Genomic DNA, 21,087 nt, shown 5'->3' with positions numbered 1-21,087 from the left:
TTGGGCCAAAGGTATAATCCTACTATTACGAATGCTGCACCGCAAAGTGAAACTCCATACATCCAGCACTGACGGCCTCAATCTGTTCACCGCCTACGGTGACGACTACGTTGCGGTCAATCATCAAAAGCACGAGAACAACCTGATCGTGTGTCCTGAAAGCATCATCGCCGACTGGTCAACCGCCCGCGTCGATGCCCTGACCGAGGCTGACCGCCAGAAACTGCTCGAACTGGGCGCCGGCATCATCCTGCTCGGCACCGGTAAACGCCTGCGTTTCCCTGCGGTCGAATGGATGCGCCCGTTTGCAGCAGCCGGCATCGGCCTGGAAATCATGGATCTGCAGGCCGCCTGTCGAACCTACAACATTCTCGCAGGCGAAGGCCGCAAAGTCGCTGCGGCGCTGCTTTTCGACTAGAGTTGGTCGGCCGACGGCGCACCGAAATGGTAGCCCTGCCCGGCCTTCACCGAGTCCTTGAGCAACATCTCCACCTGCTCGGCGTTCTCGACGCCTTGGGCAATCACTTCGACCTCAAGCGACGACGCCAGCGACACGATCGAGCGCAGTAGCGCCCGTGCAGCCTCGTTCTCCGGCGCTTCGGCGACCAGTCCGGCGTTAAGCTTCACATAATCCGGCGGCAAATCGCGCAGCAACTGCAGCGAACTTGGCATCAGACCGAAATGATCGATCCCGAAGCGCACCTGGTGCGTACGCAGCATGTCAGCAAACTGACGCGCCGCTTCCATGTCGAGCGAGCAACCGTATTCGGTCAATTCAAAGGACAGACGGACTCCCCGCTGATTCAGGCGCGACAGGCGCCCACCAATCCAGGTCAGGAACTCGCGGTTATCCAGGCTCTGGTTGGAGAGATTGACCGCCAGATTGACGCACTCATTGCCACCCCGCTCCTCCAGGCGGCGAAAGACCAGCGACAACAGGGCCTGATCGATATCCGGCATCAATTTGTGGCGCATCGCCATCGGTAGAAACACCGACGCCGGCACCAAATTGCCGTCATTCCCGACCAGACGCGTCATGATTTCCTGCTGCATCACTTCACCGCTGGACAAGGAAACCACCGGCTGACCGAGCAGCGTCCACCGATTCTCGGCCAGGGCGTTACGGATCAACTCACGCCAAGCCAGCGAACCGATCGAAGACTCCGAGGAGCCCACATCGACCACATACTGCAAGCCATTCCGCCCCGACTGGCGCGCACTCTCGATGGCCAGATCAAGCCGGGACAACACCCGTGCCCGCTCCTCGCCGTGGCGGAAATGGACCATGCCGATACTGAAGGAAAAATCATTGCCACCTTCCAGAGCATCAAAAATCTGCTGCAGACGGTCACGCAACTGACGACCGATATCGGCCAAGGTCACCGTATTCTGATCAAACAGCACGAAGCCGAAAGAGCTACCGCCAATACGGCAGAGAATCGAAGCCTTGTCACCCAGCGTTTCTCGGGCAGCGGCAGCCACCGAGGCCAGGAACTGGTCACCCTTGCGATAACTGGCCTCGGTGTTGAAATCCTTGAGATTGTTCACTTCGATGCCGAGCAATGCAGCGTCGGAAAATGCAATTTCTCCGCTCAGCGCCTGCGCCAGACGCAAATCAAAGCTGCGCCGGTTATCCAGGCCGGACACATCGTCCTGATAGGCTTCACGGCGGAATTTCTCGGCCTTTCTCGATTCTGCATCAAGAAACTCGGAAATTTTCCGCGACATGTCATTCATCGCACCAACCACCCTGGCCAATTCCAGGGCTCGAGGCTTGACGGCAATCTGGCCAAAATGTTTTTGCTGGATATCGACGGCCGAACGTTCAATTTCGGACAGGGGATTCAGGATCCAGCGCAACACCATGCGCACCAGCGCCAGCGCCAGGAAATAGGCAAGCAACATCCAGCCCGAGATTTCCAGTGCTGACTTCCACAGATACTGATAGGCATGCGTCGGTTGGGAGAGCACGACGACCTTGCCCAACTGACGCCAACGCGCCGTCAGGAAAGACTCGCCAGCCGGCGCCTGCAAGGTCACCAGCGATGTGAACCACATGGGCACGCCTTCGACCTTGGCCGCCAGTTCGCGCTCGACGATGACCGAACCATCCAGGCCGAGAATCGCAATACGCTGGAAATACCCCCGGTCGAACAGGGTTGCCACCTGGGTTTCTGCCAGGATCATGTCGCCGTCGGCCAGCGACTGGGAGAGCGGATGAACCAGCGACGACGCGGCATCCTGGGCATGCGAGCCCAGTTGTTCCTCAAGGTAAGTACGCGTTCCGGAAACTCCCAGTATCGCCAGCCCCACGAATACGCCGAGAAAGATGACCGAAATCCCGAGAAAAAGCTGCCGTCTCAAGGTCATGAACACACCCTCAAAAAAAATGGCAGCCCAAGGCTGCCATTTTCAACAAAACAACAAACTCAGGAGCGGCTGACGCTACCGCCACCGCTACCGCCGCCGCCACCGCTGAAATTGGAGCCCGGCGAGCTACCGAAATTACCCGAACCACTCGGGCCGCCAACCGTGTCACCGCCCTGGGGACCACCGGCAGCCGTGGAAGCCGTCACGATCTGCGGATCCACACCGGCGGCAAGCGCTGCCTGGGTCACCGCAGCCGGAGAAGCACCAGCAGCAATCGCGGCAGAAACCACGGCAGCAGGCTGGTAGCCGGCAGCAACCATCGCACCGATCGCCGATTGCAGATCAGCGCCCTGGCTCAGCAGCGCGCTGATCAGCGAAGCTTCAGAAACACCGGCCTTCTTGGCTGCAGCAGCAATCGCGGAGAGCGATTGACCAGCGGCCAGGTTCTGCTGAACTTCAGCATCGACCTGAGCCAGCGTCATGTTCGGTGAAAACGCAGCTACAGCCGCGAAACTCGACAGCGTAATACCGGCTGCCAGTGCAATCTTCTTAAAGGTCTTCATTCGATCCCCCGACAAGGTTTGATATGGCATCAGATTAGCACCCGACTTACCCGTTCGTCAACTTCAATTTCGCATAAACATGAGCGAAAAATCTTTTCAATACAACACTTTTCAACATGTGAAATACAGCCCCCAAAAGCCCTCCTGCTATCCGGAGACAATGCCGAAATCACCGTCGATGGCGAGCGCACAGACCCGCCACTCATCGAAACTGAGTGGTCTGCCAAAGACATACCCCTGCACGGCATCACAGCCTATCTGACGCAGCATTTCCAATTGCTCAGGCGTCTCCACCCCTTCAGCCACCGCCCTGACCCCGAGACGTTGGGCAAATGCCACCAGCGCCGCCACCAATTCCCGCATTTGTGGATTGACTGTAATCTCGCAGGTAAAAGAGCGATCGATCTTGATCGAACTCATCGGCAACTGGCTGAGCAAGCTGAAGGAACAGTAGCCAGCACCAAAATCATCGAGCGAGAACTTGCATCCGGAATCTGCCAGTCCAAGCAGCGTTTTGACTGCACGTTCGTTACCGGTCAATGCGGCTTCAGAGCACTCGAAAGTAATCCTCCGGGTTGGCACCCCCGCCGCCGCCAAAGTCGCCAACAGGTGCCCCACTGCATCAGGCGCCGAAAGTTGCTTGGCCGAGAGGTCAATGACCAAGCCCAGATCACCGTTCATATTGTTCAATTCCCCGGCGGCCTGCGCCAGGGCCTTGCGGCCGAGCTCCGGCATGATGCCGATTTCCTCGGCAATCTCGAGAAATCGACCGGCATCAAGCAAGCCGAACTCCGGATGCTGAAAACGCAGCAACGCTTCAACGTACTCGGCTCGGCCCGTTTTCAGGGAGACTTCAGGCAGGTAACGCAGGGTATAGCGCCAATCCGTCAGCCCTTCGCGTAAGGCTCGCTCCATGTCGCGACGACCATGGGAACGCAGCGTTTCCCACGGATGAAAAAAACGGAAACACCCCTTGCCCGCGGCCTTGGCTTCATACAAGGCAAGATCGGCAGCAACAAGAAGCTCATCCGTATCCTCGGCATCATCAGGGTAGATGGCAACGCCGATACTCGCGTCAATCTTCAGGGTTGTGTTGCCGTAGGGAATTTCCTTCGAAATCTCGTCAAGAAGCTTCTGACAGATGATGTCCATGCGCTCTGGTGCATCACCTTGTTCAAGGATCAGGACAAATTCGTCCCCCCCGCGCCGACTGACAGTGTCGCTCATGCGCAAGGCCTGAAGCATGCGTGACGACGATACCCTAAGCACTTCATCGCCGGCAGCATGACCCCAGTTGTCGTTGATGAGCTTGAAATGATCAAGATCCAGGTAGAGCACGGCCAGCTTGTGGCGATAGCGACGAGCCCGGGCAATCGAGCGCTGCAGACGATCAAGGAACAGAACCCGGTTGGGTAAACCGGTCAAGCTATCGAAATGCGCAAGACGCCGCATGCGCTCTTCCTCGCGCTTGCGCTCGGTGATATCGGAAACCAACCCGACAAAACGCTGCGGCACGCCAATTTCGCCATCGACTGCGGCAATCGACAACCACTGATCGTAAAGAACGCCATCCTTGCGCCGATTGGTAATCTCTCCCGACCAGCGCCCATGGGTCAACAAGGTTTCCCACATCGTCCGATAGAACTCAGGGGGATGCAAACCCGAGGACAGCAATGACGTGCGCTGTCCGACCACTTCATCCGGACGATACCCTGTCAGCAGGGAAAATGCCGGGTTCACCGCGAGTATCCTGGCTTGATCATCGGTGATCAGGATGCCCTCATTGACCACCTCGAAAACCATGCTCGCCATTTTAAGGTCAAGCACCCGCTGACGATCCCGCAGGCAGCGCGCGAGCATATCAAGTAGCTGCGAACAATCGAGCGGCAGGAGAAGATGGGCATCGATACCAAGTTCAATCACCCGATGCAGGAAGTCATTACTCGCGGCAGCAGAAACGATCATGATCAAGGCATCAGGATCCAGCGCCCGGATTTTCTCACTCATCCCAAACGGATCAAAATCTGGCAACACCTGAGTGGCAATCACGACATCTGGACTGAACTTACTCCAACGTTCGAGCCCGGTTTCTCCATCGGTCGCTTGAATCAGCTCCGCAATCTGTGGCGTCAGTATGCGAATCAGGTCGGAACACACCCCAGGATCACTCCCGACCACCAGAACGCGAGCCTGGGAGAGCAAGCTGGAATTACTCTGGATGCTCATCAGCGGCGCGGCAAGCCGTTGACGGTTGCTGGCGGGACCACCTTTGCCGCATCGCCAGCACAGGTTTGCAGAACCATGCATTCCGAAGAAGCCCGGGTCAGTAACACGGCCCGCTGAGCCTGCGCGGGATCAATTCCGCCTTGGCGCCCGGCCGGCAAGAGCAGGGTGGAGCCCACTTCGTAGTAATGCCCTTCTGGTAGCGGATTTGCCTGCAGGACCGTACTCAGCGACAACCTGTTCCGTTCGGCAATTTCCTGTGGCGTGGCTGGCCGCGTGATCCGTAGCATCCGCCAAGTCACCCATGGGCCGACATGAGTCGCCATGTTGTCGACCAGTCGTAGTGCCGCCTGAGGAGGCAACAGCAGGTTGACGTTATGCCGCCCGATGATCACCGGTGCCTTCAGCGAAGGATTGAGGCGCAACAATTCGTCCTGAGTAAGGCCGGCCAGCCTGGCCAGCAGGAGCACATCGATGTCGCGGTGAATTTCCACCACGCTGTATTGCGGGGCATTCGGGATTGCCGGCAGTTTGACGCCATATTCGACTGGATCGAGCAACAGGCGCCGCACCGCCAGGATGCGCGGTACGTACTCACGGGTTTCCTGCGGCAAGGCGGCGGCGATGTCCTTGAACCCCGGTTTCGCGACACCGCGACGCCTGGCCCGCTCAATCTCGTTCTGCACCCTGCGTTCACCGCAATTATAGGCGGCCATCGCCAGCTGCCAGTCGTCGAACATAGCATGCAAGGCCTGCAGGTAATCCAGCGCAGCACGCGTCGAAACCACCAGGTTGCGACGATCATCGCGGAAACGATCGATACCGATTTCGTAGTTTTTTGCCGTGCTCTCGATGAATTGCCAGGCCCCGTGTGCCTCGGCATGCGATGCCGCATGCAGCGAATAGCCGGACTCGACAAACGGAACCAGCACCAGTTCCATCGGCAGGCCACGGGCATCGACCGCGTCGACCACGTGATACAGCAATCCCCCGGCCCGTTCCGCAATGCGCTGGACGATGCCGTTGGCGCCAAAACGCTTGGCAACCGCCTGAACCTCGGCATCGCCATCGATGCCTTCGAGCCTGAAACCTTCGCGGATACGCGCCCAGATGTCCGGGTATGTCCTGGCCTCTGCCGTCACCTCGGCAGCTGGCGCTTCCGGCTCAATCTCCACATCGGGCACACTGAGTGCCACAGGCGTTTGCTCGACCTCCACGTAGGGCGCATCAAATACCGATGCACACCCGGAAAGTACGAGTGAGGCCAGTAGCAGAAGAGTGGTCCGGGCGAGAAAATTCAAGTTGAAGCCGTCATAAGGAAAACCTGCTGACTTTACCCCTGAATGAAAAATTAACAAATACAACCAAGGTCATAGCACGCTTCAGGCTTGCTCTACCTGTACAATGCAGCTGTCCCAAGACCATATGCGTAGATGCCGACAGCAAGCGCCAGACGCAAATACATCGCTACCGCCGCTTTACTGATCGCCATCGCCCTACCGGTGACCGCGAGTCTTGTTGCATTCTCCGAAGGCCTGTTACGCCACGTCGCCCAGCGTTTTTCACCGGATGCCCCAAAACGCCTGATGATCTGGCAGCGACTGGTCAACGATATGCGCCATACCGATGCCCCCGGGGCGATCCAGCACGATACCCGAGCGGAATCGCTGACCCTGCGCAAGATCAACAGTTTTTTCAACCAGGTCCCCTATTACCGGGACATGCAGCACTGGCGACAGGATGATTACTGGGCCACGCCAGTCGAAATGCTCTCATCCTACGGTGGCGACTGCGAGGATTACTCGATTGCCAAGTACCTGTCGCTGAAGGAACTTGGCATCCCCATCGAGCGTTTGCGCATTACTTACGTCCGCGCCAAGACACTGGATGAAGCACACATGGTGCTGGCCTATTATCCGACCCCGGATGCCGAACCTCTGATCATGGATAACCTTGTACCCGAGCTTCGCCCCGCGTCGCAACGCCCGGATCTTGAGCCTGTGTATAGCTTCAATGACGACGATCTGTGGCTGGCGTCGGGCAACTCGCGCAAGGGCGGCGCATCGAATGTCCGCCTGTGGCGCGAATTACTGGAGAAACTGGCCAAAGAAAAGGCGATGTGAATCGCCGCTCAGCCTTGCGGCAACAAATCCTGACGACCTGCCGAATCAAGCATCTGGCGCAACTGTTTGGCAGCGCGTCCGCGGCTGTTGAGCAGCATGTTGCGCAGATCGGTCTGGCGCTCGATCCCCGCCTCATCCCATCGGGCCAGAATGATGCCGGCAACCCGGATTTGAACGCCGCCTTCGCGGCGACCGTAGGCCAATGCCCGGTCAAGTGCCGCCCACATGGCTACGGGATCTTCGCTCTTCCTGTGCAATGCCATGGCAATGTTGGCCCACGCATACGGCGCCATCGGTCGGCGCGCGCCGGCCATACGGGAATGCGTCAATACTTCGTCGAGCATGGCATGTTCTAGCTCGGGCAGACTCCTCGCCATGAGCGCACGCAAACCGTATAGATAAGCCAGATTCTCATGGAGCCCAGGATCGTCCGGCGTACGCTCGATGGCCTTGACCAAGGCATTGCGCGCCTGCCCGATATCCCGGATCTGCGGCTTCAGACGAGCGTCCCGCTGCCAGCGTTCGATTTGCGAACGCGCCTTGAGGCTGGCCAAGTCACCGGCTGCGTGTCTTAGTGCGGTATACGCGGAAACGCTGCCGAATATCAGCAACAGCGCAAGAAAAGCCAGAAAATGGCCGCGCCTTGCCGTCAATTGCATGGCAATCCCAGAATTTCCGCCGGTCGCTGACTGACCATTTTCCAGGCGGCAGATTCGCCAACAATATCAGCTGCCGCCAGAAACCCTTCGCGCAAGCGCGGCGGGCGATGCTGAAGATTATGTGCATCCGTGGCGATCACGTGCGCCCAGCCATTTTCAAGAATGCGCCTGGCCACTTGCTGCGATGCTTCACCAAAACGCCCGGCAATCGATCCCGCTGTCAGTTGCAGCCAGCATCCGGCTTCAAGCAGACCGACCAGACGATCAGGCTGGGCCATGATGGCCTTGTTCCGTTCCGGATGCGCCAGCAGTGGGCGAACTTTCAGTTGCCCGAGTTTCTCGATAAATTGCTGGCTACCGACGGGAATCGACTGATGGGGAAACTCGAGCAGCATCACGCGATAACCGTCAATTTCGCCCAGGAAGGGAATTTCACCGTCCAGTAGCAACTCAAGCGACTCGACACCGAGGCGAACCTCCCCACCCAAACGCAATTGCAAGGGAATTCCGGCTGCCACCAGCGCTTCCTGGAAAGCAGTCAGGCGCGGCAACAACGCGGTCCGGAAATTTTCATAGCGACCAGGATGAACATGTGGCGTCACCACCGAGACCTTGATGCCATCATCGACCGCCAGTCGTGCCAGCGCCAGGCCCTCCTCCAGCGTCTGCGCACCGTCATCCACGCCGGGAAGCAAGTGCGAATGCAGATCGATCATGCCGGGTACTGCCCGAAAGCAGGATGCATCAGGCCTTGCCGCTTTCTTCGCCATAGGTCACGCCGTAACCTCCCTGATACCCCTGGTAACCGTAACCACTGTAGTCACCATAGTATTTGCCGGCTTTGGCCATGTCGAACTGGTTGAGTACCACGCCGAGGATCTGGCCATCGGCACGGCGAATCCGCTGGATACCCTTGCGCGCAACCTGATAGGGCGTCGACTCGGCCTTGCTGACGTAGATCGTTCCATTGGTCAGCGCAGCAATCACCAGCGCGTCGGAAACCAGTTCCACCGGCGGCGAATCGATGATGATCACCTCGAAATGCTTGCCCAGATGCTCAAGTGTTTCCTTGAAGCGCTGCGACAACAGTAATTCGAGCGGATTGGGCGGAATGCTGCCGGACGGCATCAACATCAGGCTTGAGCCTTCGACGGATTGCAGGCATTCCTGCAAGGTCGCCGAACCAGCCACGAAATTCGACAACCCCTTGGCCCCGACCGGAATTTCCAACCCCTTGGAAACCGCCGGACGACGCATGTCGGCGTCGATCAGCAGGGTCTTCTTGGTGTGGGCATGCGCCATCGCCAAGTTGATCGAGAAGGTCGTCTTGCCTTCACCCGGCACGCTGGAAGTCACCAGGAGCGTGCGCCGCGGCAAATCAATGCCCGACAGCAGCACGCCGGTGCGAGCTGTCCGGATGGCTTCGGCATAGATGGATTTTGGCTGATCGAGGAAAATTCGTGCCGTCTTGGTTCGCTGCACCTCTTCCTTGCTGAGCAGGGGCAGCGTGGTAAGAATCGGCTGCTTCAAACGCGCCTCGACGTCTTCCGTTGTCTTCAGGGTATTGTCGAGACGATCACGCAAGAGTGCAGCAAGCACGCCCAGGAACAAACCCAGCACAAAGGCAATCACGACAATCTGGGTTTTCTTCGGCTTGATCGGCTTGTCGGCGATAACCGCCGGATCGACCACGCGGGCAATCGGCGTCTGCAAGTCACCGGTGACGTTGGTTTCCTTGGTCCGCTTGATGAACATGTCGTACATCTGACGATTGGCCTCGACCTCACGCTCGTAAATGCTCAACTCACCTTCCTTGCGATTCAGCACCTGAACAGAACCCTTGGCCGAATTCAGTACCCCCTCCAGGGTACTTTCCGTACCGCGCGCCACCTCGTACTCGCGAATCACGCTGGCGACAATCGAATCGACCTGACGACGCAGGTTATCCCGAGCCGACTCCAGTTCGCTTTCAGCCTGAACGTAACGGGGATGCTCCTTGCCGTAACGCTGACTGACTTCCGACAGTTTGCGTTCAGCAATACCCTCGGCCCGCTTGGCATCGGCCACGATAGGATTGCGCAATACCGCCGGCAAGCTGCTCAAATCACTACCTTTGGGCGCCGAACGGATCTGCTGGTAGGCTCCCTCGGCCTCGGCGCGCTTCATGCGGGCTTCAACCAGACGCCCCATGACTTCCTCGATCTGCCGCCCGGCGCCGCTCTGGGTAACGCTCTTGAGATCGACAATACCCTCGCGCTCGCGGAATTCCTGCAAAGCCTTTTCAGAATCGTTGAGTTTCTTGCGCAGATCGCTCAATTGATCCTGCAACCAGCCACTGGCCTGGCGCGTCAACTTGAAACGAGCCTCCAGATCGGTCTCGATGTACACCTCGGCCGTCACATTGGCCACCCGTGCGGCCAAGGCCGCATCGCTGGAGTCGAAACTGACCTTGGCCAACTGACTGAGCCGGATCGGTTCTACTGTCAGCTTGCTGGAGAAACTCTCGTAAACTGCCTCGGCAAGCAATTTGTCGGTCCACTCCTTAGGCTCGTCACTGAAGCCAATACTGGCCAGTAGGGACCCCTCTTTCGCGCGAGGATCGAATTCCTCGTGTTCCCACAATTTGAGTTTCTCGATTGTCCTGATCGCCACTTCACGCGACTTGATGATCTCCACCTGGGTCTGGAAATGCTCGCGGTTCTGCGAAATACCGGAATAGACATCCTCGATCGACAACAGCTTGGACTTGTTTGCTTCAATCAGAACAGTTGCCGTAGAACGGTAAACCGGCGTCATGACCAGAACGATCACGACGGCAAGCAAGGCAACAACCAGCCCAAAGCCAATGATCTGCTTCTTGCGCTTGAGAATGCTGCGCCAATATTCGAGCAACTCCAGTTTTTCTTCCCTATCCTCTGGGTCGTGGAGGAAAAGGGGCTTGTGGTTTTCGGAATCTGCTACTGGAGATTGAGACATGGCGCTCACTTGCGTCAAAACTAATATGGAAAGTCAGAAGATCAGAAAAAGCTCTCGTCAACCGTGACAATGTCGCCAGGGAAAACAAGGGTATTCAGGTCGACGCGCTGCGAACGCTGGGTAACGTCGCGTTCACGGATGATGTAGATTTTGGTCAGGGAAGCCCGTTCGCGAAATCCGCCAGCCAGCGAGGCTGCCTTGCGTATCGTCAAACCCGGCTGATAAGGATAACCACCAGGCTTCTCGACCATGCCGTTGATGTAGAAAGGGCGGTATTCGTCAATACTGACAGAGACCTTGGGATTCACCAGATAACGGCCGCGCAAGGCATCCTCGACAGTGCGTTCCAGCTCTCCGATAGTCAGGCCAAAGGCCCGCACTTCGCCGATAGCCGGCAACGAAACGGTACCAGCATCGGTCAAGCGAACCTTTTCCTTGCTCAGATCTTCTTCACCCAGCACCCGGACAGTCAGCACATCGCCAGATGACAAACGATAGTTTGACAGGCCGGTAATCGCCGCCTGAACAGCCAACGGCGCCTCGGATGTCAAGGACGGAACCGATTCGCTCTCCGGGTTGGTCTGGGCATAGGCATGAGCCACGCCAAAGGAAAAAACGAGTGCTATCAACCAACGAAACAACATCACCGGCACATTCCCCCTTGGTTACAGGACAGCTTCGAGCGTCAACATGAACACGTCACGCTGGAAATCATTGACGTTCACAGTGGAGTCACGTTTGGTGCGATTCCAGTTAAGGCCAGCGCGGAAGTTGTAACCAAGCTCACGATAGAAACCGATGCCGAAATTCTTGGTCGTATCGTCGCGGGCAATTCCATTGTAGTTCGAACGAACCACACCAGCATTGACACTGGAGGATATGTAGCTCGCCCATTTGTGGTTCCAACTCAGGGAATGGCTACGATTGTTGATGTAGTAGTTACCGGCGCCGCTGCTCGAATCGGCAATATCCTGCGCCGATTGCAGACTGAATTCGGAATAGGTCAGCGGCGCCCAGGTCACACCGGCCTCCCACGTTGCCGCGGAAGGATCACGACGTGATGCATCGTCGTAATTCTTGTAGGCACGCCCGAGCTTGATCATCCCGGTCGTTTTCGCCGTCATATCCCAGGTCGCGCCGATCAGCAACTTGAGATAATCATTGTCACTGGTCGAGGTGGCTGAAACGTAATCACTGCGGGTATTACGCGCTTCGAAAACCAGCGAGGTCTTGGGCATCACGCGATAGAAGAAACGCCCGGAAAGCATCAGCATATCGACGTCGGAATCCTGCGTAAAAGCGCGATTATTCGTGTAGCGTTTCTGCATCCACGAAGACTCCAGTTCTAGGCGCCCGACTGCCCCTGGCGCGCCATAAATACCGACCAAACGAGCCACCGGCGCATGCCATTCATCGGGAGAACTGCTGCTGACGCGATCCGTCGAACCACGCGCATCGGAACGCCACTGGTAACCCACTCCCCAGCCAAGACGAGCACGGGTCGTGAAGTAATTGTCGCCAGCAAGCCAGATATCATGATGTTGGAAATCATCATCCGACGAAGCGGCGTAGTGTCCATAGTTACCGGCGTAACTGAAGGTATAGCGGTCGCCGCTACGCTTCATCTCGGCGACCACTTCCGGCCTAAGAATAACGACGCTCGATGATTTTTCATTGGTCGCAGTACCGCCGACATTGTCGTTGTGACCGATCGCCAGGCTTGCTGCTGGATAGACAAAAATCCCGTTCTGGAAACGGATCGGACGCCCCTTGCCCGCATTGGTCAGAATGGCACCTTGCTCCGGCGTGCTGGCACTGCCGATACCCGAACCCGAGAGTTCATAACCGGCACTGGCCGAGCGCTGACCAGCACCGACCGAGGCATCTCCCCCGATAACCGGCGTCCGGACTGTTGGCACATTCAGCGACGGCACTTCGGCTTCCGCTGGCGCTGCAGAGCCAGATGCTGCGTCAGCCGCCATGACATTACCCAACATTCCCAGCGCGAGAATGAGTCCGATTGCAGAACGCGTTTCCATCGTGTGCAAGATACACCTCCACTTGTTATCCACCCGGCCATGTCATAAACATGGCGCACCGACATAATGATAACCCGGCGACATAGACGAGTCCACATGATGGTGCACCGCAAAACCACCAAAAAACAGCGTTTTACGAGATGGACTCACACAAACAGATGAATATCGAACACTGATAATATTTTTGGTATATTTTTTTCAGCACACTTACAACATGGAAGAGACCGGGGAAGCCGACAAGCCTTCCTCAGACAGTTTTGCCAAGCCACTTCAGCAAGCCCGCGAAAAGCTGCTCGGGGTGAATCGGCTTGGACAGGTGCTCGTTCATACCTGCGGCAAAGCAGGCCTGACGATCCTCTTCGTAGGCATTCGCCGTCATCGCCAGGATCGGCGTACGCTGGTTGAGCGAATCAGCCCGGATTGCCCGAGTCGCATCGACACCGTTGAGGTTCGGCATCTGCATATCCATCAATATCGCCGAATAACAGTTTTGGCGCGCCATCTCCACTGCCTGCAAACCGTCCACGGCCAGATCGACGACCAAACCCACCTCTTCCAGCAGACAACATGAAACCTCGCTGTTGATCGGCTCATCCTCAACCAGCAACACCCTCGTCCCCGTAAATTCCCTGCGCAACTGAAGTTCCGGCAGTTCATTCAGCGTACTGCCCGCCGCCACCCCGGACAACACCTGATACTTTTGCAGACGTACTTCAAACCAGAACGTGCTACCAGCCCCAAACTGGCTCTCCACGCCCATCCTGCCCTCCATCAACTCCACCAGACGACGACTGATCGCCAGACCAAGCCCGGTCCCACCGTAACGGCGAGTCGTTGAACTATCGGCCTGCTCGAAGGATTGGAACAGACGATCGACGTCCTCAGGCCTTACGCCAACCCCGGTATCGATAACTTCGCAACGCAACAAAATGTCTGCGGTAGATTCATCAGTAACATCAAAGCGCACCGACACCGACCCGAAATTCGTGAACTTGACTGCGTTGCCGACCAGATTGATCAGCACCTGACCGAGACGGAGCGGATCTCCCAAAAGATAATCCGGAATGGTGTGCGGCAAAGGCGCCACCAATAGGCGCAAGTTCTTTTCCTCAGCCCGGTGCGCAAGTACACCATCCATGTTGTCAATCACATCCTGCAAACGAAATGGCGACAACTCCAGGGTCATCCGCTGCGCTTCGATCTTCGAGATATCGAGAATATCGTTGATCAAGGCGAGCAAATGCTGGGAAGACTGCTTGGCCTTGAGCAATTGCGAACGTGCTTTGGAATCGCCGGTCCGTCGCCAGACCAGATCGATCATCCCCATGATCCCGTTCATCGGCGTCCGCAATTCATGGCTCATGTTTGCCAGGAAGGCACTCTTTGCCCGACTTGCTGCCTCGGCAGCTTCCTTGGCATCCTTCAACTGCTCCGTCCGCTCAGCCACAAGCGCTTCCAGATTGTCACGATGCAACTGCAACTCCTGTTGCACCTGCTTCAACTCCGTAACATCCGTGATACCCCCGATCAAGCCGGCGATGCTGCCATTGGCATGAAGAAAAGTCGCTTTGTGAAAAATCACATGCCGCAGCCCTTCGGGCTGTTGAATCACCCAATCGTAAGTCTGAGCTCCCGGATGTTCGAACAAGGCTGCATCCATCTCATGGTAGCGCTGGGCGATTTCGACCGGCGCCATATCGAATACCGATTTGCCGATGATTTCCTCGCGCGTCTTTCCCAACAGACGTTCGAATGCCTGATTACATCCCAGATAGCGACCTTCTGCATCCTTGTAGAAAAAAGGAACCGGCAAACTCTCGACGAGTGTCTGCATGAACAAGCCCTGATTGCGAATCTGCCCCCAATACCGGCGTAACATCCATGCAGCACATAGCGTTGCCAGAAAGAACATCAGCAACAAGGCCACGGTATGACGAACCTCCCGCTGCCAATCAGTCAGAAAATCGACGGGAGCCATCGCGACAGTCAACATGAACGGCGTATCGCGAATTGTCCGGAAAGCGTGAATGCGCTGCACACCGTCTTCGCCAGCACCTCTGAAAAACCCGGCTTCCACCTTGGCATCAAGCAAGGCCTGCAGGCCAGGAGAAACACCAACCGAACCAGGCTCTCCATGACGCCCGTCAATCGGAGGATAACGTGTCAGCAATGCTTCACTGCGATGACGAATCTCTGCCACCCCGTTCTTGCCCAAACTCAAAGGTGACAGCAAACGGGTGAAATGATCGAGCGTCACGGCAGCAGTCACTACGCCCGCAAATTCCCCTTGTGCATCACGATAGGAACGCGTAAACGCCACCACCCAGATTTTTGACACCCGCCCCATTACCGGTTCTGCAACAATCAGGGCGGCACCTGGCGCAGCCCGGTGCTCGGAAAAAAAAGGCCGATCAACGACGGAAACCGGCGATGCAGGATCAACCCCTTTTCCCCAGTTCAACACCCCATCGCGTTGACTCACGCGAAATGCATCAACAGCCGGGTGTCGTGCCAGATGCAACTGCAGGAGGTGTTCGATTGCCTCATCCGACAATCCACCGAGCGAAGCCTGCGATTCGAGCACATCGACGATACTCAGCAAGCCAAGATCAATACGCCGGATCGAATCCGCCGCCCCCAACTCCAGCAAGGCTGCCAAATTCGCTGTATTCGTCTGGACCTCGCTGAAGACGCGCTCACGACTCGCCTGAAGACTCTGAAAACCAATCGTCGCCATCACCGCATTGAGCAGCAAGACGCTGACGACCAGCCATGCCTGGAACCTGGAAACAGGATGCGAAAACCCCGAACGCGTTACGGGGTGAGAGGAGAACAACATGCAACGATCCCGGGATTTACCCGATTAGTAACAGGGAGATTGGATTATTGCATTTTCGTCGCAGCAGTAGCCGCCGAATCGGGGACACAAAAAAAGAAAAACCCCTGAATTTCAGGGGTTCTCTTGTTGCTTGGCGGAGACGGAGGGATTCTGGTTCCGTCTCTACCACCACTAGAATATCCCTTAAAAATCAATATTCTAAGCCGTTCGATGGTGGCTTCTAGCTGGTGATTGTATCACCCGTTTGGCGCACCTATTGGCGCACCTCACGCTAGGAAGCTGCGCATTCTACAGCTCAGGTCTTGATAAGGCAATCCTCAATCTTTCCGCCATTGGCGATATAGTCCAACACCCATTTCGGTCGCTTGTCCTTAGCACCACGACCTGTCCAAGTTTCAGATGGATTGGCTGGATTCGCATACTTCGCCGGAAGCTTGGACGTAGATGTTTCAGATTTAACAGAAGTACCACGTTTAGCCCGTTTTGCTTTGAATCCCAACTCAGATGCAGTGATGCCAAATGTATCTACCAATTCCTTTGCTTGCTCAACTGCAGATTCACGCTCTACTTTAAGCGCGTCCTGATATGCCTGTTGAGCTTTGAGCAGTGCGGCTTTCGCATCTTTTACCTTCGAAGTCATGAACGTCTCCATAGATGATTACATAGCGAGCAGATAACAATAATATTGCAACGCCGATATTTTTGCATCAAAAATCAATTACTGATTTCAAATAGCTTAAGTCATACGGATATAACGGCGGGAGTGCATTTGAGTTCTCTTTCAAAGCAATATCCGCAAACTCTCTATCAGATTCGAAGGTTTGGACAATCTCAAACTTCTTCACTCCAATTTTTTTTGCACGCCTGTAATCATACAGACTCTTGCCGCGAAAATTGATTGTCCGCATCAGGATGGTGTAAATATCGTGTTTTTCTTTTTCTAACTCTTCTGCAATTTTGATTCTAATAATATTTTCGCAATCAATATCTGCAATATTATTTGCCAGACAAATCAAATCTGGCTTTTTATCCTTTGCCTTAAACTCAATGTTTTTCGACTTCAATAATTCTTTGAGTTCTGCGACCGTAAGTAATCCAAGCGCACCCTCTACGGATATAGGGCCTGTTTTCGATTGAAATGAATTAGGAAATCTGCCAATGCTGGAAAATAAATTATTCCACTTATCGTATTCAACCCAAGCCCAATCCCTGCCTTTAAAATACTTATCATAGATTTTCGAATGGTAGGCACCCATGTTTTGAAAACCGCCATCCGATTTCGAAATCAAATCATAAATTTCTGATTTCTCAACAGGCGTTATGCCTGTAACGCTGTCAATGACTTTTTTGAAAACTTCAGCATAGCAATCAAAAATATCGCCATCTGGAGTGATTGTTGGTATAGACCTTGCGGCCTCGCTAGTACCTACATTAGCTTTGCCAAACTTCAGGAAGTCGAACAATCCCATAGCTGTCCCCATGAATGCACAAGTTGCGACACGTCATCATATACAACTACGGCCAAAAATGCCATACAACTAACATCAATTACGCCTAAGCACTGGACAATGCGCAATCCAAATACAATAATATTGTAAATAATTCAATTGATATGCGGAGACAATTATGAAAAACAACGAAAAAACAAATCGCAAATCAACCGATAACAATATTTCGTTCGATAATGCAAAGGTTGACTCTTCGCATTGCCTTACAGATGGTCTATTTCGACCACTGTCCAGAGCGCCGAAACGAGAACCGCTAGATGTAACGCACGTCTATATGGGATATACGATGCGGTGGCTAAATTACTGCAAATTGAATATCGTTGACCAATCCGTATTTCTCGCAATTCATAAACTCGCATCTGACAAAGGACGCGTAGAGCGAGTTGATGAAGAACATGAATCACCGGTTATGAAAGAAGTTCGTTCGGCCTTACAGCTTGAAAAAGATGCCGCCAAAAGTGCCTGTCTAGTTTTAGATACGACACTTTACGAAATTGCAAAAATCATGGGATATACCGACAGCGGCGCCAATCTATCAATGATAAAAAAATCATTGATTAAACTATCTTGTGTATGCTTCTTGATTTACAAAGGCAACAAAATTGAAGATACATTTTTCAAAACCAATCTTTTTTCGCGCCTAGCTGGAAAGGATGGAAAAATACATGTCGGAATTAACCCTATGCTCGGCAAAGCTTTGACTGGTGGGCTATTCTGTAATGTATCAATGGCCGAACAACGAATATTGCAGGGCGATATAACGAAACGATTGCATCTGTGGTTATCAAGTTGGATGCGTGCAGGAGATACTCGAAAAATAGAACTTGATAAGCTTGTACCACATGTGTGGTGTGATATGGCCGAATCTGCAACGCTTCGAAAACGTAGGCATATGCTCCGCAAATCTATAGTTGAATTGAATGCACTGGATGGTTGGGACATAAATGAAAATAACGGCGAGTTAAAACTAAGTAGAATTGAATAATAACTACCGTCGTAAGCGGAACGTTGTACCGTCGTAAGCAGAACGCTATACCGTCGTAAGCGGAACGCCATGATTTCGGATTGCGTTGAATATCTAGGCTTGGCAAAGAACAAATTAGCTCTACTATAGTTACTATAATAACTATAGTAAAAAAGCGGCCTTAAATAGCCGCTTTTTTACGAAAGTTGCTTTGCAAACAAATCAACTATATGCAATTGCTAAACTCTAAAATTACAAAACGCAACTAGCCAGAAAAACCATGTATGCGCGGAGCGCTACATAACGTTGTCGTTATATCAAAGTTAAGCAAACATTCGTGATAGGCCGTATTAGATATGTTTCAATATTGCGAGTCTATTAGACTCGGCGTCAATAAAACGATGCCGATTCATCTCCGTTAGGTTGCAGAAGCTACTATATCTTTCTGCAATATCATTTTTGAATATTCCTCAAGTTCGCGTATGTGCGGATTTAGGTTTGCAGTTATTCTATCTACCTGCTTCTTCTTCCGGAATGCTCTACCAGCATCCCAAAGGCTCCTTAAATCGTCTATAGACGCATTTTCTAGCTCTTGGGATACCTTGAGTAAGCAACCGACTAATAAATTGGCTATAAGCGCATCCTGTGGGTTATCACGTACATCAACGTCTGAATAGACATATCTGTGCAAACCAACCATATGCACTATCCCCCCTGAATGAAGCTTTAGACGGCTGTCAATTTCGCGCTGCTTAATTTCATCAGCTTTCTTCTGTCGGGATTCTAATATTGCAATTTGTTTTCGTTTTTTCTCGGCCTCAGCTTCAAGCTTGGCTAATGCGTCTTTCTGTATTTCAACTTTGGTTCTTTTGATTTGAGTATCTGACATATATCCTCCTATTGTTTTTGTCATCTAAACAAATTATCACGTTATTTAAAGACAATCAGCATTTTCGTGATATATTAAATATTGTGATAGTTTTAAACGAGGATAAAAGCCAACGGCAAAGCGCACTTATACATCGACGGTAACCCTGTCGATGTGTGGGGGCTAAAGCCCCCCGTGTCATCCTACGGATGCACGGCTCCCCCGAACATGCATTCGCATGTTCAAGCCAGCTAAAGCTGGCAATACGGATTTATCTACGTTCATTACTTTTCACATTTGAATTGGATGAACGCATGACCATATATCACAATCGTATTAAGGTACATTCCCGTGCAAACGCATCATCTAATCATGCTGTGCGTAGCGCGGCCTATCGTGCTGGTACTATGTTGATAGATGAGGAATCGGGTAATAAATATAATTACTCTCGTAAATCTGAGGTCGTGTTCAGTGAAATCCGGACGCCCAAAAAAGTCCCCGAGCGTTTTAAAGACCGTCAAACCCTATGGAATGAAGTTGAGCGCAAGGAAATAAGGCGTGATGCCCAATTGTTTCGTGAGCATGAACTTGCCCTCCCAATTGAACTAACGTTGGAGCAGCAAAAAGAATTGATGCGTGAGTACATAGATAGAACTATGACTATGCGCGGAATAATTGCGGATTATTCAATCCACTTGAATCCCGGTAACCCACATGTGCATATCATGACAACCATGCGTGATGTAGATGAAAATGGGTTTGGAAATAAAAACCGGGAATGGAATGATAAAACGTATCTTGAAGAGTGCCGCAAGGTTTGGGCCGAGCTAGTTAATAAGCATCTTGAAAAAGCTGGTATTGATGCTCGTATTGACCATAGAAGCTATGCGGCTCAAGGCCTCGATATTGAGCCTACTAAGCATGAAGGTCGTGAAGGTATCGGCAAAGCCAATTCAGATAAGGTTGAATCTCGCAGAAGTCAAAATAGGCGAATCAGAGAACGCAACCAAATTAGAAGTGAGATTAAATCCAACAAGATTGAATTGGCAGAAATTGAGTCGCAAATTGCTGCGGCTAATACACCTGAACAAAGTGCATTAAAGATAGTCAGACAGAAGATGCTGAAATCGCTAAAGCCTGTATCAGTTGCATTAGCGAAAAACGATAACGAGCCGCTACCTAATATAATTAAATCAAATATAGAGCCTGCGCCAACAATCAAGCTTGCAAATATCAACAAGAGGATATTGCAGTCTGTTAAGTCTGTCGGTGTATATCAATCTACATCAACTGCAATGGTTGTTTATCATGCACCAAAGTTTGAATTATCAGAATCCGGAATTGAAAAGGCTTACGCATTCAACATCCCGCAACATCCCATGGATGCTCAAGGATGCTATGCATTACGGTCAATTCTAGGTGTCAAAGAAGCTAATACAGAATTCAACCAACGACAACAAGCATTAAGACTTGTTGGAATGGATTACGCATGGCGTGATTTCTATGATGAAGTCAAGGACGGGTGCAAATTGAAACATGGCGCTATGCATAGTTGGTGGCGTTCATATGCTCGCATGTGTTTCCATCAACACGGTCCGGAATTGCAAGAGTTAGTTAGGGCTGTACCAGATAGGTACAAAGATACGGTAAATAGTGTCATTGCAGATGAACTCAAAAAAGCTCATGTGCTACCTGACCAACCAAGTTCGGCTATATGGATAGTTGATAAACCAAAACCTGAACCCACACCAGAACCGGTTAAGCCTGCACCTGTTGCACCTACAATTGAGCCTGTACGTAATCCACCGCCAAATATTCCGCCACCTCAACAAAAGCATGTTGAGGAAGCGGCCCCGGTAAAACCATTTAACCCATATCCGGACCCATACGCATATCCAAAGCCTAAAAATCCGTGGGATACAGGTGGATTCAATCCATGGTAAAACAAAGCCCAC

General features: G+C 53.1%; 17 protein-coding genes. 4 read left to right on the top strand and 13 right to left on the bottom strand.

The window, feature by feature from the left end; genetic code table 11:
- The first annotated feature begins 46 nt into the window (after positions 1–46).
- The gene (locus AADV58_RS08675) at positions 47–418 is read left to right on the top strand and encodes an Mth938-like domain-containing protein (protein ID WP_341742916.1); all 372 of its coding nucleotides are present in this window, start codon (positions 47–49) and stop codon (positions 416–418) included.
- On the opposite strand, the gene AADV58_RS08670 is transcribed toward AADV58_RS08675, so the two are convergent.
- The 4 genes from AADV58_RS08670 to AADV58_RS08655 form a co-directional block, all read right to left on the bottom strand.
- Entirely contained in the window at positions 415–2,370 is a 1,956-nt protein-coding gene (locus tag AADV58_RS08670; RefSeq protein WP_341742915.1) for a bifunctional diguanylate cyclase/phosphodiesterase, read from the bottom strand. The genes AADV58_RS08675 and AADV58_RS08670 overlap by 4 nt on opposite strands.
- A gap of 59 nt (positions 2,371–2,429) precedes the next feature.
- A complete protein-coding gene (locus tag AADV58_RS08665) occupies positions 2,430–2,933 on the bottom strand; it encodes a hypothetical protein (protein WP_028995783.1) in 504 nt (167 codons plus the stop codon).
- A gap of 147 nt (positions 2,934–3,080) precedes the next feature.
- Positions 3,081–5,159 (bottom strand): putative bifunctional diguanylate cyclase/phosphodiesterase, encoded by a 2,079-nt coding sequence (locus AADV58_RS08660; protein ID WP_051295487.1) that lies wholly within the window; start codon positions 5,157–5,159, stop codon positions 3,081–3,083.
- A complete protein-coding gene (locus AADV58_RS08655) occupies positions 5,159–6,352 on the bottom strand; it encodes a lytic transglycosylase domain-containing protein (protein ID WP_341742914.1) in 1,194 nt (397 codons plus the stop codon). Before AADV58_RS08655 ends, AADV58_RS08660 begins: the two co-directional genes overlap by 1 nt.
- 237 nt (positions 6,353–6,589) lie before the next feature.
- Here AADV58_RS08655 and AADV58_RS08650 point away from each other — a divergent pair, with 237 nt between their 5' ends.
- Positions 6,590–7,279, top strand: a complete 690-nt coding sequence (locus AADV58_RS08650) for a transglutaminase-like cysteine peptidase (protein WP_028995784.1) — start codon at positions 6,590–6,592, stop codon at positions 7,277–7,279.
- A gap of 8 nt (positions 7,280–7,287) precedes the next feature.
- On the opposite strand, the gene AADV58_RS08645 is transcribed toward AADV58_RS08650, so the two are convergent.
- The 8 genes from AADV58_RS08645 to AADV58_RS08610 form a co-directional block, all read right to left on the bottom strand.
- A complete protein-coding gene (locus tag AADV58_RS08645) occupies positions 7,288–7,938 on the bottom strand; it encodes a hypothetical protein (RefSeq protein WP_028995785.1) in 651 nt (216 codons plus the stop codon).
- Positions 7,929–8,654, bottom strand: coding sequence for a tyrosine-protein phosphatase (locus AADV58_RS08640; RefSeq protein ID WP_341742913.1), 726 nt, complete (start codon positions 8,652–8,654; stop codon positions 7,929–7,931). Before AADV58_RS08640 ends, AADV58_RS08645 begins: the two co-directional genes overlap by 10 nt.
- Before the next feature lie 28 nt (positions 8,655–8,682).
- Positions 8,683–10,830, bottom strand: coding sequence for a GumC family protein (locus AADV58_RS08635; protein ID WP_051295490.1), 2,148 nt, complete (start codon positions 10,828–10,830; stop codon positions 8,683–8,685).
- 125 nt (positions 10,831–10,955) lie between these two features.
- Positions 10,956–11,558, bottom strand: coding sequence for a polysaccharide biosynthesis/export family protein (locus AADV58_RS08630; protein ID WP_081700272.1), 603 nt, complete (start codon positions 11,556–11,558; stop codon positions 10,956–10,958).
- 21 nt (positions 11,559–11,579) lie between these two features.
- Positions 11,580–12,953, bottom strand: a complete 1,374-nt coding sequence (locus tag AADV58_RS08625; RefSeq protein ID WP_081700273.1) for an outer membrane beta-barrel protein — start codon at positions 12,951–12,953, stop codon at positions 11,580–11,582.
- A gap of 247 nt (positions 12,954–13,200) precedes the next feature.
- Positions 13,201–15,792 carry an ATP-binding protein gene (locus AADV58_RS08620; protein ID WP_341742912.1) on the bottom strand — a complete coding sequence of 864 codons (2,592 nt, stop codon included), beginning with the start codon at positions 15,790–15,792 and terminating at the stop codon, positions 13,201–13,203.
- 295 nt (positions 15,793–16,087) lie between these two features.
- Positions 16,088–16,432 (bottom strand): H-NS histone family protein, encoded by a 345-nt coding sequence (locus AADV58_RS08615; protein ID WP_341742911.1) that lies wholly within the window; start codon positions 16,430–16,432, stop codon positions 16,088–16,090.
- A gap of 67 nt (positions 16,433–16,499) precedes the next feature.
- Complete coding sequence (locus tag AADV58_RS08610; RefSeq protein ID WP_341742910.1) at positions 16,500–17,261, bottom strand: HeH/LEM domain-containing protein; 762 nt, start codon at positions 17,259–17,261, stop codon at positions 16,500–16,502.
- Between the two features lie 157 nt (positions 17,262–17,418).
- On the opposite strand from AADV58_RS08610, the gene repC reads away from it, so the two are divergent.
- On the top strand, positions 17,419–18,285 hold the full coding sequence (gene repC / locus AADV58_RS08605; protein WP_341742909.1) for a replication protein C, IncQ-type: 867 nt from the start codon (positions 17,419–17,421) through the stop codon (positions 18,283–18,285).
- 397 nt (positions 18,286–18,682) lie between these two features.
- Here the strand turns inward: repC and AADV58_RS08600 are convergent, their stop codons facing one another.
- A complete protein-coding gene (locus AADV58_RS08600) occupies positions 18,683–19,153 on the bottom strand; it encodes a hypothetical protein (protein ID WP_341742908.1) in 471 nt (156 codons plus the stop codon).
- A gap of 293 nt (positions 19,154–19,446) precedes the next feature.
- Here AADV58_RS08600 and mobQ point away from each other — a divergent pair, with 293 nt between their 5' ends.
- Entirely contained in the window at positions 19,447–21,075 is a 1,629-nt protein-coding gene (gene mobQ / locus AADV58_RS08595; RefSeq protein ID WP_341742907.1) for a MobQ family relaxase, read from the top strand.
- Positions 21,076–21,087: the final 12 nt, after the last annotated feature.

Origin of the sequence: Azonexus hydrophilus, from assembly GCF_038368255.1 — a bacterium.
Taxonomy (GTDB): Bacteria; Pseudomonadota; Gammaproteobacteria; order Burkholderiales; family Rhodocyclaceae; genus Azonexus; species Azonexus hydrophilus.
The sequence above is the reverse complement of the archived record's forward strand: the minus strand, read 5'-3'. Positions and strand labels throughout refer to the sequence as shown.